We start from the raw sequence: 13,598 nt of genomic DNA on the forward strand, positions 1-13,598 counted from the left end.
ACCATGAGCGAAACCATCACCGACTACCGCCTCGAAGGCGACAACTCGATCTACGCCCAGCCCGACGGCAAGGTGATCCCGGTCGTGACCCGCGCCGGCGAGGAGGACACCAACACCGCCCAGTCCGGCGACTGCGTCCGGGTCTCCGGCGTCAGCATCCAGCACACCCCGGCCACGAAGATCTGGTTCGGCCAGGTCTCCAACGTCCCGGGCTACCGCTCCCTGCCCCACCACCATGGCGAAGCCGAAACCGGCGGCTACGTCCTCCGCGGGCACGGCCGCATCTACTTCGGCGAAAACTACTCCGAATTCCTGGACATGAAGGCCGGGGACTGGGTCTTCGTCCCGCCGTTCATGCCCCACGTGGAGGCCAACATGTCCGTCACCGAAGAGCTCGTCTGGCTGACCGCGCGCACGCCGGAGAACCTGGTGGTCAACCTTCCTGACGTCGCCGACGGCACCCTCGCCGGTTTCCGGAGGGCCTGAGCAGATGGCCACCGGAACCCTGACCTCCGAAACCTTCCTCAACGCCATCGAGCTCACTGAGGTCCCCGCGCAGGTCCACGACGAAGCCTACGAGGCCACCACCCAGTACGTCCCCTGGCCCAAGGCCTACGGCGGCGACATGGTGGCACAGGCCGCGGCGGCCATGATGCGCTCGGTGGATGCCGACCGCTCCCTGCATTCCATGCACAGCTACTTCATGCGCCCGGTCGACATCGGCTCCGCCGTCCGCTACGAAGTGGAACGGCTGCGCGACGGCCGCGGCTACTCCACCCGCAGCGTCCGCGGCTACCAGAACGGCAAGGCCGTGTACACCGCCATGGGATCCTTCCAGGTTCCCGAGGACGGCCCGGACTTCCAGCCGGAGGCACCGGCCGCCGTCGGGCACGACTCCGCCGTCGACCCCGAATCGCTGCGGAGCGCCGCAGAGGTGCTGCAGGGAACCGAAGGCCCGGCCGCCGGGTATTGGTCCTCGGGCCGCAGCTTCGACATGCGCCATATTCCCGGGCCGGTGTACGTGGAACTGGAAGGCGGAGCCGTTCCGCAGCAGGCCATCTGGGTGAAGGCCTTCGACCGGCTTCCGGAGCTGGCCGAAGAGCACGCCACGGCAGACCTGCACCGCGCGGCGCTGGCCTACGTCTGCGACTACACCATCCTGGAGCCCCTGCTCCGCGTCAACGGACTGCACTGGTCCAGCCCCGGCCTCACCACCGCGAGCCTGGACCATTCCATGTGGTTCCACCGCGCCGGCCGCGCGGACGACTGGGTGCTGTACGCCCAGGAAGCCGTGTCCGGCCAGAGCAACCGGGGCCTGGCCATGGGCCGTTTCTTCGACAGGCAAGGACGCCTGCTGGCAACGGTTGCCCAGGAGGGCATGATCCGCGCCTGATCCGCCCATACTTAATACTGAAAGGAACGGCCATGACAATGACGACATCGGCCCACGTGGACAGTTTCACCCGCGACCACCTGCCGCCCGCCGGCAGCTGGCCCACACTTGAATTCACCCTGCCCAAACTCCAGTACCCGGCGAGGCTGAACGCCGCCGCGGCCCTGATCGACGACGCCGTCGCCACCCACGGCGCCGGCCGCCCGGCCCTGCGCACGCCCGACGGCGAGGTCTGGACATACGGCGAGCTGCAGCTGCGCTCGAACCAGGTCGCCCAGGTGCTCACCGAGGACTTCGGAGTGGTTCCGGGCAACCGGGTCCTGCTGCGCGGGCCGAACAATCCCTGGCTCGCCGCGGCCTGGCTGGGCGTCCTTAAGGCCGGCGCCGTCGTCGTGACCACCATGCCCATGCTGCGCTCCGGCGAAATCGCCACACTGATCGGGCTGACGAAACCCGTCCTCACGGTCTCCGACCACCGTTTCCTGGGCGAGCTGGCCGATGCGGCAGGCGGCGACGTCGCGGTCCTGGCCTACGGATCGGACGACGACGGCGACCTCGCCGCCCGCTGCGTCGGCAAGAGCGGCGAGTTCACCGCGGTGGAAACCGCCGCCGACGACGTCGCGCTGCTGGGTCCGACGTCGGGCACCACCGGGGTGCCCAAGGTGACCATGCATTTCCACCGGGACATCCTCGCCATCGCGGACACCTTCGGCCGCCACATCCTGCAGCCCACGGCGGCGGACGTGTTCGCCGGGTCCCCGCCGCTGGCGTTCACCTTCGGGCTGGGCGGGTTGCTGGTCTTCCCGCTCCGGTTCGGTGCCTCGGCGCTGCTGACCGAACGCGCCACTCCGGCGGACCTGGCCGAAGCCTCCGCCGCGGCAGGGGCCACGGTGCTCTTCACGGCTCCGACCGCCTACCGGGCCATCCTCAAGGAAGGCAAGGGCGCCCTCCTCCAGGGGCTGCGCCTCGCGGTCTCGGCCGGTGAACACCTGTCCAAGGAAACCTGGGAAGCGGTCCGGGAAGCCACCGGACTCCGGCTGGTCAACGGCATCGGCGCAACGGAGATGCTGCACGTCTTCATTTCCGCCGCCGGCGACGACATCCGGCCGGGCACCACAGGCAAGGCCGTCCCCGGCTACCGGGCAACCATCCTCGACTACGACGGTAACGAACTGGGTCCGAACCAGCCGGGCAGGCTCGCCGTCGCCGGCCCCACCGGCTGCCGCTACCTCGACGATGCCCGCCAAGCGAACTACGTCGTCAACGGCTGGAACGTCACGGGCGATATCTTCATCAAGGACGACGACGGCTACTTCACCTATCAGGCCCGCACTGACAGCATGATCGTCTCCTCCGGCTACAACATCGGCGCCCCGGAAGTGGAAGCCGCGATCGACCAGCACCCGGACGTCATCGAAAACGCGGTCATCGGCGTCCCGGACGAGACCCGTGGCGCGGTGGTCTGCGCTTTCATCGTCCTGCGCCCCGGCGTCCCCGCCGACCACGCGAAAGTCCGGGAAATCCAGGACTTCGTGAAGCGGACGATCGCCCCCTACAAGTACCCGCGCGAAATCCGCTTCGTCGATGAACTCCCCCGCAACCCAAGCGGCAAGCTGCAGCACTTCAAACTGCGGGACCGCTTCGATAACGACGATCCCCGCAAACTTGCAGGCGCTGGCCTCGGCCAGCCCTGAGAGCAACACGAAGACTCCCCGCCGCGGTTCGAACACGGCGGGGATTCTTTGTCTTCAACGTCCTCTGACTGAGTCCTCTTGACGGCGCCTACCACTCTCCCAATATCCTATAGGAAAGATGTTTGGCTCTCGACGATGAGGAAACCTGATGACCCGGCTCTGGAACGACCCCGCTTCATTCGCTGACGACGTGGTGGGCGGCTTCGTGCGTGCCAACGGACGCTGGGTCCGCCGTGTCCCGGGCGGGGTTTCCCGCTCCACGCGTTCCACCGAGCCCGAGGTGGCGGTCGTCATCGGCGGCGGCTCCGGCCATTACCCTGCATTCGGCGGGCTCGTCGGGCCGGGACTGGCGCACGGCTCCGCGATGGGCCAGCTCTTCGCCTCGCCCTCCGCGCAGCAGGTGGAATCGGTGGTGCGCGCCAGCGAGCAGGGCCGCGGCGTCCTCCTCACCTTCGGCAACTACGCCGGCGACGTCCTCCATTTCGGTGCCGCCCAGGAAGCGGTCCGGAAGGACGGCATCGACTGCCGCACGGTCCTGGTCACCGACGACATCTTCAGCGCCCCGCCCGCCGAGCAGCACAGGCGCCGCGGGATCGCCGGCGACCTCACCGTCTTCAAGACCGCCGGCGCCGCCGCCGCGGCAGGCTACGGAATCGACGACGTCGAACGGGTCGCCCGGGCTGCCAACGCCCGCACCCGCACCATGGGGGTCGCCTTCTCCGGCTGCACCCTGCCCGGCGCCGAGGCCCCGCTGTTCACCGTCCCCGAGGGCCGGATGGCCATCGGCCTCGGGATCCACGGCGAGCCGGGCATCGAACTGACGGACATCCCCAGCGCCGATGGCCTCGCCGAACTGTTCATCCGGCACCTCCTCGGCGGCGCGGAACTCCCGGAGGGAATCACGGCCCGCGGCGCCCGCGTGGTTCCGGTGCTCAACGGGCTCGGCTCGGTCAAGAGCGAGGAACTGTTCGTGGTCTTCGCCCGCGTGGCCGAACTCCTGGAGGAGGCCGGCGTGGAGATCGTGGACCCGCAGGTGGGCGAATTCTGCACCAGCTTCGACATGGCCGGGGTGTCGCTCACCCTCTTTTGGCTCGACGAGGAACTGGAACGGCTCTGGCTCGCGCCCGCGGATACGCCCGCCTTCCGGACCGGCGCCGTCGACCCCGCTTCCCTCCAGCAAGTGGCAGACGACGACGGTGCGCGGCCGGCCGAGGAGGACACCCTCCCCGAATCCGGCGAAGACTCCCGGCGTGCAGCCGCCCGCATCGCGGCCTCCCTCGAGGCGATGCGCATGGCCATCGACGAGGCGGCCGACGAGCTCGGCCGGATCGATGCGATCGCCGGCGACGGCGACCACGGCATCGGCATGCAGCGCGGCACCGCCGCAGCGTCCGCCGTCGCGTCTTCCCTGGCCGCCCGCGGCGCCGGCGCCCGAACCCTGCTCGAACGGGCCGGCAACGAATGGTCCAACCGCGCCGGAGGCACCTCGGGCGCCATCTGGGGGCTCATCCTGCGGACGGTGGGCGAGCACCTCGGCGACGCCGAACAGGCCACGGCCGGGCGGATCGCCGGTGGAATCTCCGCCGCGAAGGACGCCGTGATGGCCTACGGCAAGGCGTCCGTGGGAGACAAGACCCTCGTGGATTCGCTGGTGCCGTTCGCCGACACCCTCGCTGCCCGCGTCAGCGCCGGAGACAGCCTCTCGGAAGCCTGGCTTGCCGCCGCGGACGCCGCGACGGCCGCCGCCGAGGCAACCGCGGACCTTCTTCCCGGCATGGGCCGCGCCCGCACCCACGGGGAGAAGTCGCTCGGCGTCCCGGATCCGGGCGCCGTCTCCCTTGCCCTCATCGCCCGCCGCGTCCACGCGGTCCTCGAGTCCGCGGCCGCCTCGGCCTGACCACCGCCTGATACAGCCATCACCCAAGGAGAGACATGACCCCCTGGCGCATCGTCGTCGGCTCGGACGACGCCGGATTCGACTACAAGGAAATCATCAAGCGCGACCTCGAAGGCAACGCCGCCGTCACCTCGGTGGCCGACGTCGGCGTGGCTGCGGACGGCCACACCAATTACCCGGCGGTCGCCACAGCAGCTGCGGAGATGGTCGCCCGCGGCGACGCCGACCGGGCCATCCTGATCTGCGGCACCGGTCTCGGCGTCGCGATCGCCGCGAACAAGGTCAAGGGCATCCGGGCGGTCACCGCCCACGACAGCTTCTCGGTGGAACGCAGCATCCTCTCCAACGACGCCCAGATCCTGTGCATGGGCCAGCGGGTGGTCGGCATCGAGCAGGCCCGCCGCAACGTGCGCGAATGGCTCGGCTACGTCTTCGACCCCGCCAGCGCCTCCAACGACAAGGTCCGCGAGATCTGCAGCTACGAAGGCGTCTGAGCGTGGCCGGTTTTCCGCGCTTCCTGATCGGCGCAAGCACCAAGATGTACTTCAGCCATGCCCGCACCTTGGAGTGGTGCCGGGCCGTGGCTGAGATCGCCAGGACCCACCCGGCCGTCCGCGGCGGGGACGCCGCCCTCTTCGTGGTGCCCGGCTTCCTCTCCGTGCCCGGAGCGTTGGACGTGTTCGGTGCCCTGGACGGGCCCGACGGCGCCGCGATGGTGGGCGTGCAGGACCTCGCCGCCGAGGATTCGGGGGCGTTCACCGGTGAAGTCAGCGGTCCCCAGGCCGCCGAGCTGGGCTGTGAACTGGCCGAGATCGGCCATGCCGAGCGGCGACGCCTTTTCGGTGAGGACGATGCCGCGGTCCGCGCCAAAACCGCGGCGGCCCTGCGCGCGGGGCTGGTTCCCTTGCTTTGCCTGGGCGAAGCCGAACTCGGTGAACCCCCCGCCGCCGCCGCGGAATGCATCCGGCAGCTTGACCACGCCCTGGCCTCGGCCGGGGCGTCCGGCTTGTCCGGCCGGATCGTTGTCGCCTACGAACCGCACTGGGCGATCGGCGCCCCGGAACCCGCGGCCCCGGAGCACATCACCGCAGTCTGCACGGCCCTGCGGGCGCACCTCCGCGGCTTGCCCGCCCACGCCGGCTCCGCCGTCATCTACGGCGGCAGCGCGGGGCCGGGGCTGCTCAGCCGGATCGGACATGCGGTGGACGGACTGTTCCTGGGCCGCTTCGCCCACGACCCGGCCGCCGTTGCCGCCATCCTCGACGAGGTGAGCAACATCGCCGGTCACAAGCCGTCCCGCGCCGGGAGCGGCACCATCCCCGCTGATAGCATCGGTGCAGGAGGAACCGATGTCTGAGACCGTATATCCCCTTGCGGGACACACCCCGCAGCGCAAGGGATTGCGCGACAGCGTCTATGAGCTCATCCTCAACATGCTCATGACCTCGGACATCGCCCCGGGCACCCGGCTGTCGATCGACGTCATCGCCCGCGACCTCAAGGTCTCCCCCACTCCCGTCCGCGAAGCCCTCGTACAGCTCGAACGCACCGGCCTTGTGACCCGTGAAGCACTCAAGGGCTACCGTGTGGCCCCGCCGATCCACAGCGGCCAGCTGGAGGCCCTGTTCGACGCCCGGCTCGTGCTCGAATGCGGGGCCACGGAGCTGGCCGCCGGCCACGCCGCCGACGTCGTGCCCGAACTGGACGCCACCCTCGAGAAGCAGCGCGAACTCGGCGAAAAGGTGCGCAGGGCCTTCGCAGCCGGCGGACCGGCGCCGGTTGACCTGCTGCGCGAATACTTCGCCGTCGACTGGCAGTTCCACCACCTCATCTTCGAAGGCACCCGGAACCCCTTCCTGCTGGACATGTCCGAGGACATCTCGATCCGGGTGCACCGCATGCGCCAGACGGTCAACGCCGGCGTCACCGACGCCCCGGATGCCGTGATCGAGCACGGACTGATCCTTGATGCGCTGCGCAACGGCGACGGCGACGCCGCGGCCGCCGCGATGCGCGACCACATCGAGAAGGTCCGCGAGCGTGCCCGGCACGACACCGCCGCGCGCTGACACGATTCCATTAGTACACGCACAACGGCCGGCCACCCTTTCGGGTGACCGGCCGCCGTCGTAATCCCTTACGCGGTGGGGATCAGTGGCCGACAGTCGAGTTGTCGAGCAGCTGGTCCGACTTGGCGCCCTTGAAGAACTTCGTGGAGAACAGCATGGCCGCTGCGAGGAAGGCGAACACGCCGAGGGAGACAACGCCCCAGGCCCCGCTCGGGGTGGGCACCGATGCATTGATGCTGGTGCGCATGATCGGGGCCACGAAGCCGCCGAGGTTGCCCAGGGAGTTGATCAGGCCGATGCCCGCGGCCGCCGCGGAACCGGTGAGGAACGCCGTCGGGTAGGCCCAGGTGATCGGGCCGACCGTGAGGAAGCTGGCCACGGCGAAGGTGATGCAGGCGATGCCGAGGATCGGCTGGCCGTTGGCGCCGGCCCAGGCGGAGCCGAGGATGAAGACGCCGGTCGACAGGTAGCAGAGGGTGCCCCAGTTGCGGCGGCGCAGCACGGTGTTGGCGGCCCGGCCGGCGAAGTAGCAGACGAACAGTCCCACGAGCCACGGGATCGCGGAGACCACGCCCACCTCCCAGCCGACCTTCTTGCCCAGCAGCGAGGCGACCTGCTGCGGGAGGTAGAAGGTGGTGCCGTACACGGCGATCTGGAGGCAGAAGTAGATGACCGTGAAGTACCAGACCTTCCAGTTGGCCATCGCGGCCCAGATCCCGTTGGGGCCGTCCTCGGTGCGGACGGCGTCCTCGGCGGCCATGGTGGTTTCGAGGGCTTCCTTCTCCTCGGCGTTGAGGAACTTCGCGTCCTGCGGCGAGTTGATCAGGAAGTAGAGGGCGGCGACACCGGCGACGACGGCAAGCATGCCTTCGACGAAGAACATCACTTGCCAGCCGTGCCAGGCAGTGGCCCCGCCAAGAGCGATCAGCCCTCCGGAGAGCGGGGCGCCCAGCATCTGCGAGAACGGTTGGGCCAGGTAGAACAGGGCGAACATCTGCACGCGCACCTTGTTCGGGAACCAGGCGGCCAGGTACATGATGACGCCCGGGAAGAGGCCGGCCTCGGTCACGCCGAGCAGGAAGCGCAGGATGATGAACATCGTCTCGTCAGTGACGAATGCGAAGGCCGACGCGGTGATGCCCCAGGTGACGGCGATGCGGGCCAGCCAGAACTTGGCGCCGAACTTCTTCAGGAGCAGGTTCGAGGGGATTTCAAAGATTGCGTAGCCGATGAAGAAGATGCCGGCGCCGAGCGCGAAGGCACCGTCGGAGACGCCGCGGTCGACCTTGAGCGCAGCCTCGGCGAAGCCGACGTTGGTGCGGTCGAGGAACGCCACGAAGTACAGGATGATGAGCATCGGCATGAGATGCTTCGCGGCCTTCTTGATGGCCGTCTTGAGCACGGGACTGGTACTGAGTACGTCGATGACCTGCGTGGATGAGGACATGTCCGCTCTCCTTTGAGTGGATGCGTTGGGTTGGGTGGGTACGTGCGATGGTTGGGTGCTGCGGAACTCGTGCGACAGGGTTGCGTGGACTGGGTGCTACGGGGACAGGGCTACTGGATGAGGGCCGGGGCGATCTGGGCGACGCCGAAGACCACCAGGGCCAGGCCGACGAGGAGGAAGACGATCCTCCCGGCCGACCAGCGGCGGGCGCTCATCCGTGCATGTAGAGGCCGCCGTCAACGTTCAGGGTCTGGCCCGTCACGAATCCGGCGTCCTCGCCGATGAGGTAGTGGATGGCCGCGGCGATGTCCCGCGGGGTGCCGATGCGCGGCAGCACGCCGTCGGCCGCCATCTTCGCCTTGCGCTCGTCGGTGAGGGTGCCGCCCATGATGTCGGTGTCGATCGGGCCGGGCGAGACGGCGTTGACGGTGACGCCGTGGTGTCCGAGTTCGCGGGCCAGGCTGCGCGTCAGGCCGAGGACACCGGCTTTGGCAGCCGAGTAGGCGGTCTTGCTGAAGGTGCCGCCGCCGCGCTGCGCTGAGACGGAGGAAAGGTTCACCACGCGCCCGACGCCGTTGCGCACCATGGTCTCGACCGCGCGCTTGGTGGAGTGATGGACGCCGTGGAGGTTGATGTCGATGACCCGGTGCCACTCCTCGGCGGACACCTCAAGGTACGGGACCGGGGAGGAGACGCCGGCCAGGTTCACGACGGCCACGAGCTGCGGCAGCTCGGCTTCGAGTTCGTCAAAGGCGGCCCGGACCTGTGCTTCGTCGGCAACGTTCGCGCCGGCGCCGGCTGCTACGACGCCGTGCTTCTCGGCAATGTCTTTGGCCACGGCCTTGGCAGCCTCGGCGTCCAGGTCCAGGATGCCGACGTTCCAGCCGCGCTCGGCGAGGTAGTGCGCGGCGTAGCGGCCGATGCCGCGCGGCGACGCGGCACCGGTGAGGATGACGCTGCGCTCGGCAGGGAAGGCGGGGCTTGGTGCGAAATCGATCATGGTGTCCTTCGGTTGAGGTGGCGGTGTCAGTTGGCGGCGGAAGCTGCGGGAGCCGGGTGGACCGGGGCGGGGCCGAGTTCGTCGATCAGGCGCTGCATGGCCACGTAGGCCTTGTTGCGGTAGGCGACCAGTTCGGGGGTGCGCTCGGCGGGAACGTCCAGGTAGCCGGCTCCGGTCTTGGTGCCGAACTTCCCGGCGTCCACCAGTTCCTTGAGGGACTCTGGAGTCGCGAAGCGTTCGGGCCAGCGGGTCTGCAGCGAGGAGTAGCAGAAGGAGTAGACGTCCAGGCCTGCCATGTCAGCGATGGCGAAAGGGCCGAAGAACGGCAGCCGGAACCCGAAGGTGGTGCGCACGATCGTGTCGATGTCCTCGGGGCTGGCAATGCCTTCCTCCACGATCTGCGTGGCCTCGTGGAAGAGGGCGTACTGCAGCCGGTTGAGCACAAACCCCGTGGCATCCTTGACCCTTGCGGATTCCTTGCCGGTGGCGGCGACTATCCGTTCCACGAGCGGCAGCACCGCCTCGTCCGTGCCCGGATGCGGGATGAGTTCCACGCCCGGGATAAACGGGGCCGGGTTGGAGAAGTGGACGCCAAGGAAGCGTTCCGGGCGTTCCACCGCTTCGGCCAGCGACGCGATCAGGATGGTCGAGGTGTTGGACCCGATGACGGCGTCCGGCCGGGCCGCGGCGCTTATCCGGCGCAGCGTCGCGTGCTTGATCTCGAGCTTCTCGGGCACGGCCTCTTCGATGAAGTCGGCGTCCGCTACGGCTTCCTCGATAGAAGCGGAGGGCGAGAGGTTCGCCTCGAGGCGGGCGACGGCGTCGTCGGGGAAAAGCCCGTCGGCGACAAACTGCCGGGCTTCCTCGAGCAGGCGCTCGTAGTTCTTCCGCGCCACCTCCTCGGAGACGTCGGCGATCCGGACGGTCGCGCCGGACAGGGCGAGCACCTGGGCGATGCCTCCGCCCATGTATCCGGAACCGACGACGGCGATGGTCAGCTCACTCATGATGCCTCCTAGGCTTTGGGGAGCAGTGTGCGGATGTATTTCTGGTTGGTGGCGCAGACGCCGAGGCTGTCTCCGCCGTAGTGTTCGGCGAGGATGATGCCGTTGAAGCCGGCGGCCACCGCGTCGCGGAAGACCTGGCGGTAGTTGATCAGCCCCATTTCCATGGTCGACGGCACCGAGGTGGCCCAGCTGCCGTCCGCGGCTTCGTCCCGGGTGTAGTTCTTGACGTGCCAGTAGTTGGCGTACGGAAGCGTCTTGTCGTACAGCTCCCGCCAGTCCTCCACCGGGCGGTGCAGGCGGATGAGGTTGGCGACGTCCGGGTTGAGGCCGACGTTCTCCAGCCCGACGTCTTCAATGAAGCGAACGGCGCTGTCCGCGGTGCCGAGGTAGGTGTCTTCGTACACTTCCAGGGACATGATGAGCCCGAGCTCGGCGGCGTGCTTGCCGAGTTCGCGGATGCGGCGGACAGCGGTGTCCCACATTTCGCGGTCGTCCGGATCCTTCGGCCCCTCGGCCGTCCAGAACCACAGGGCCTCGCGCTGTGCCCGGCTGAAGGGCTGGTGCAGGCCGGTGGAGAAGACTTCCATGCCCCATTCGGCGGCGGCGTCGATGGTGCGGTGGGCGTAGTCGAGGTTGCGTTCCTCGTGGCCCGGCATGATCACGCTCTGCCGCTGCAGGTGCACGGAGGGGATGCCGACGCCGTGGGACTGCGCGACGGCGAGGAATTCGTCGCGCCGGGAAGCTTCAAGGTCGGCGGGGCGGACGTGGCTGTCGGCCAGCTCCGCGAGGGTGAATCCGACGTCGGCCACTTGGGCGAACATGTCATCCCAGACCTCAGCCGGGGCGTCGTGCATGGCGGTGCCGTCGCGGCCGACGGTACGGAAGCCGTGCAGGCACGTGGCGATGGGCCAGGTCTCGGCCGTGTAAGGGGGCTGCTCGATTGGCATAGTGCTCCGTTGCGCTTGTGGATCAGTGGGCCCTGTGATGCTGCCCACAAAATATCCTATAGGAAATAGTGATTGCGTCAACCGGCACTTTCTCGGCGGTGGTTTCCGGAAGCGGCCCCGCCCTTAACGAAAAATCCCCGCCTCGTCCAAAGACGGGGCGGGGAACTTTCCGAGTGCGGCTACAAGGCCATGGATCAGGCTCCGCTGCAGAGTTCGCTGAACCTGGCACCGGCCTTCTGGTACTCCTCGGTGAGCTCGCCGAGCTTCGCCTCGTCCGGGTTCTGCTTGGCGGATTCGTCGGCGTATTCCAGGAGCGCCTTGAGCGACGGCTGGAGTTCCTCGGACGCCACGGCCTCAAGGGGGCGCAGGGCGTTGGCGATGCGGTTCATCGCAGCCTTGCCCGTTCCGGGGTTCGACACAACAAGGTTGAGGCGCTCGCAGGTTTCCTTCGTGGACAGCTCCGGCGCGGTGCAGGCGGAGGCCGAGACAAGGAGCCCGGCGGCGAGCAGAACAGTGGTGAGTTTTTTCATGGTCCCTCAAGTTGTCGGTTTGAGTCGATTGTACGCAGGGATGCCTGAGGGAAAGCGAACTGCGTGCGCCGCCCGGACGGCAACTCAGTCCCGCGGGCGCCAGACCACCACGGCTTGGGACCGCGGGCGGGGACGCTGGCCGCGGGCCAGGCTGACGACGTCGCCAGCCGCTCCTGCGGCGAAAATCCGCGCATCGAGGGGATCCCGGCGTCGGGCAAGCTCTTCTGTCAGCTCCGCCACACGGTGCTGCAGCGCGGCAACCTGGTTCTCCAGCTGCATGATGCGCTTTATGCCCTCCAGCGAAACGCCTTCATGGGACAGCCGCTGCACCTCACGCAGGCGGTCGACGTCGCGCTGGGAGTAGCGCCGCGATTTTCCGGGGGCGCGGCTGGGCGAAACGATGCCCAGGCGGTCGTACTGGCGCAACGTCTGCGGGTGCATGTCAGCCAGCTCCGCCGCCACGGAAATGACGAAAATCGGCTGGTTGACGTCGATACCCATGGCGGGCTCCTACAGCCTGGCCTTGGCGGCCAGGTCTTGGCGCGGGTTGGCGTCCGCAGTCGCCTCGGCGAAGGCCTTCACGGCCTCCTCGGCGTCCTTCGGCAGGTTCTGGGGAACGACGACGTCGACCGTCACAAGCAGGTCGCCCTCCCCCTTGGAGGTGTGGACGCCGCGGCCCTTGACCCGGAGCGTCCGGCCGGAATTGGTGCCGGCAGGGACGCGGAGCTTCACGTGGCTGCCGTCGAGCGTAGGCACCTCGATCTCGCCGCCGAGCGCGGCTTCCGGGAAGGTGACCGGGACGTGGACACGGATGTTGTCGCCGTCTCGGATGAAGAAATCATGGGGCTTAACGCTGACCGTGATGATCAGGTCACCATTGCCCGCCGCGCCGGGGTTGCCCTTGCCGCGCTGGCGGACCTTCTGGCCGTCCTTGATGCCGGCAGGGATCTTGACGTCGATGACGTTGCCGTTGTTTTCGCGCAGGCTCACCGTGGTGCCCTGGATGGAGCCCTTGAAGGAAATGCTGGTGGTGGCGGTGCGGTCCGAGCCCTTCTGCGGGGTGCGCTGGAAGCCGGTCTGGCCGCCGCCGAAACCGCCACCGAACAGGTCCGCGAATTCGGGCGGGATGTTGCCGGCACCGGCAGGCTGGCGGGCACCGCCGAACAGGCCGCCGAAGAGGTCCTCGAAGCCGCCGTTCGCGGGGCCGCCACGACCTCCCGCACCGGGAGCGAAGCGGGCGCCGCCCATGGCCCGGATGGCATCGTACTGCTGGCGGTCTTCCGCGACGGACAGCACCGAGTACGCCTCGGAGATGTCCTTGAACTTCTTCTCCGCGGCAGCATCCCCGGCGTTGGTGTCCGGGTGGTACTGGCGCGCCAGCTTGCGGTACGCCTTCTTGATATCGGCGTCGGAGGCGTCCTTGGCCACACCAAGGATCGCGTAGAAATCCTTCTCAACCCAGTCCTGGCTTGCCAAGTGTGTGTCCTTTCATTGCTGCTTACTGTTGCGCTACGCAGAGCATAGGCCCCCGCCCCTTCGCGTGGGCGGCTCGGTCCTTGCGGACCCGAGCCGCCCACGCTTCGGCAGGCCCGATGCCACTCCCGGGGCCTATGC

The 13,598-nt window shown here is 68.4% G+C and carries 14 protein-coding genes; 7 read left to right on the forward strand and 7 right to left on the reverse strand.

The genetic code is table 11. The features are described 5' to 3' along the window. Positions 1-3 precede the first annotated feature (3 nt). The 7 genes from D3654_RS13980 (at position 4) to D3654_RS14010 (ending at position 7,053) form a co-directional block, all read left to right on the forward strand. The gene (locus tag D3654_RS13980; protein WP_120522094.1) at positions 4-486 is read left to right on the forward strand and encodes a cupin domain-containing protein; all 483 of its coding nucleotides are present in this window, start codon (positions 4-6) and stop codon (positions 484-486) included. A gap of 4 nt (positions 487-490) precedes the next feature. Continuing rightward, complete coding sequence (locus tag D3654_RS13985) at positions 491-1,393, forward strand: acyl-CoA thioesterase (RefSeq protein WP_120522095.1); 903 nt, start codon at positions 491-493, stop codon at positions 1,391-1,393. 32 nt (positions 1,394-1,425) lie between these two features. Next, a complete protein-coding gene (locus tag D3654_RS13990; protein WP_120522096.1) occupies positions 1,426-3,087 on the forward strand; it encodes an AMP-binding protein in 1,662 nt (553 codons plus the stop codon). 148 nt (positions 3,088-3,235) lie between these two features. Further along, positions 3,236-4,984, forward strand: a complete 1,749-nt coding sequence (locus tag D3654_RS13995; protein ID WP_120522097.1) for a dihydroxyacetone kinase family protein — start codon at positions 3,236-3,238, stop codon at positions 4,982-4,984. A gap of 35 nt (positions 4,985-5,019) precedes the next feature. Further along, positions 5,020-5,478: a ribose-5-phosphate isomerase gene (locus tag D3654_RS14000; RefSeq protein ID WP_120522098.1), complete on the forward strand. Its 459-nt coding sequence runs from the start codon at positions 5,020-5,022 to the stop codon at positions 5,476-5,478. Positions 5,479-5,480: 2 nt separating this feature from the next. Then, complete coding sequence (locus tag D3654_RS14005) at positions 5,481-6,341, forward strand: triose-phosphate isomerase family protein (RefSeq protein ID WP_245413242.1); 861 nt, start codon at positions 5,481-5,483, stop codon at positions 6,339-6,341. Next, positions 6,334-7,053 (forward strand): GntR family transcriptional regulator, encoded by a 720-nt coding sequence (locus D3654_RS14010; protein ID WP_120522100.1) that lies wholly within the window; start codon positions 6,334-6,336, stop codon positions 7,051-7,053. The genes D3654_RS14005 and D3654_RS14010 overlap by 8 nt, the downstream gene beginning before the upstream one ends. A gap of 82 nt (positions 7,054-7,135) precedes the next feature. On the opposite strand, the gene D3654_RS14015 is transcribed toward D3654_RS14010, so the two are convergent. The 7 genes from D3654_RS14015 to D3654_RS14045 form a co-directional block, all read right to left on the reverse strand. Further along, positions 7,136-8,500: an MFS transporter gene (locus D3654_RS14015; RefSeq protein WP_120522101.1), complete on the reverse strand. Its 1,365-nt coding sequence runs from the start codon at positions 8,498-8,500 to the stop codon at positions 7,136-7,138. A 211-nt stretch (positions 8,501-8,711) separates the two neighbouring features. Next, positions 8,712-9,500, reverse strand: a complete 789-nt coding sequence (locus D3654_RS14020; RefSeq protein ID WP_120522102.1) for an SDR family NAD(P)-dependent oxidoreductase — start codon at positions 9,498-9,500, stop codon at positions 8,712-8,714. 26 nt (positions 9,501-9,526) lie between these two features. Next, on the reverse strand, positions 9,527-10,507 hold the full coding sequence (locus D3654_RS14025) for a 3-hydroxyacyl-CoA dehydrogenase family protein (RefSeq protein ID WP_120522103.1): 981 nt from the start codon (positions 10,505-10,507) through the stop codon (positions 9,527-9,529). Between the two features lie 8 nt (positions 10,508-10,515). Further along, positions 10,516-11,454, reverse strand: a complete 939-nt coding sequence (locus D3654_RS14030; protein ID WP_120522104.1) for a sugar phosphate isomerase/epimerase family protein — start codon at positions 11,452-11,454, stop codon at positions 10,516-10,518. A 194-nt stretch (positions 11,455-11,648) separates the two neighbouring features. Then, on the reverse strand, positions 11,649-11,984 hold the full coding sequence (locus D3654_RS14035; protein WP_120522105.1) for a hypothetical protein: 336 nt from the start codon (positions 11,982-11,984) through the stop codon (positions 11,649-11,651). Between the two features lie 84 nt (positions 11,985-12,068). Beyond that, positions 12,069-12,485, reverse strand: coding sequence for a heat shock protein transcriptional repressor HspR (locus tag D3654_RS14040; protein WP_120522106.1), 417 nt, complete (start codon positions 12,483-12,485; stop codon positions 12,069-12,071). A 9-nt stretch (positions 12,486-12,494) separates the two neighbouring features. Next, entirely contained in the window at positions 12,495-13,460 is a 966-nt protein-coding gene (locus tag D3654_RS14045) for a DnaJ C-terminal domain-containing protein (RefSeq protein ID WP_120522107.1), read from the reverse strand. Positions 13,461-13,598: the final 138 nt, after the last annotated feature.

It is taken from the genome of Arthrobacter celericrescens (genome assembly GCF_003614925.1).
GTDB classification, from domain to species: domain Bacteria; phylum Actinomycetota; class Actinomycetes; order Actinomycetales; family Micrococcaceae; genus Arthrobacter; species Arthrobacter celericrescens.

Bases quoted from the DNA above. Each gene is read 5' to 3' on its own strand.
- D3654_RS14000 (WP_120522098.1), top strand. From the start codon at position 5,020: ATGACCCCCTGGCGCATCGTCGTCGGCTCGGACGACGCCGGATTCGAC.
- D3654_RS14010 (WP_120522100.1), top strand. From the start codon at position 6,334: ATGTCTGAGACCGTATATCCCCTTGCGGGACACACCCCGCAGCGCAAG.
- D3654_RS13995 (WP_120522097.1), top strand. From the start codon at position 3,236: ATGACCCGGCTCTGGAACGACCCCGCTTCATTCGCTGACGACGTGGTG.
- D3654_RS13990 (WP_120522096.1), top strand. From the start codon at position 1,426: ATGACAATGACGACATCGGCCCACGTGGACAGTTTCACCCGCGACCAC.
- D3654_RS13985 (WP_120522095.1), top strand. From the start codon at position 491: ATGGCCACCGGAACCCTGACCTCCGAAACCTTCCTCAACGCCATCGAG.
- D3654_RS14030 (WP_120522104.1), bottom strand. From the start codon at position 11,454: ATGCCAATCGAGCAGCCCCCTTACACGGCCGAGACCTGGCCCATCGCC.
- D3654_RS13980 (WP_120522094.1), top strand. From the start codon at position 4: ATGAGCGAAACCATCACCGACTACCGCCTCGAAGGCGACAACTCGATC.
- D3654_RS14040 (WP_120522106.1), bottom strand. From the start codon at position 12,485: ATGGGTATCGACGTCAACCAGCCGATTTTCGTCATTTCCGTGGCGGCG.
- D3654_RS14020 (WP_120522102.1), bottom strand. From the start codon at position 9,500: ATGATCGATTTCGCACCAAGCCCCGCCTTCCCTGCCGAGCGCAGCGTC.
- D3654_RS14035 (WP_120522105.1), bottom strand. From the start codon at position 11,984: ATGAAAAAACTCACCACTGTTCTGCTCGCCGCCGGGCTCCTTGTCTCG.
- D3654_RS14015 (WP_120522101.1), bottom strand. From the start codon at position 8,500: ATGTCCTCATCCACGCAGGTCATCGACGTACTCAGTACCAGTCCCGTG.
- D3654_RS14025 (WP_120522103.1), bottom strand. From the start codon at position 10,507: ATGAGTGAGCTGACCATCGCCGTCGTCGGTTCCGGATACATGGGCGGA.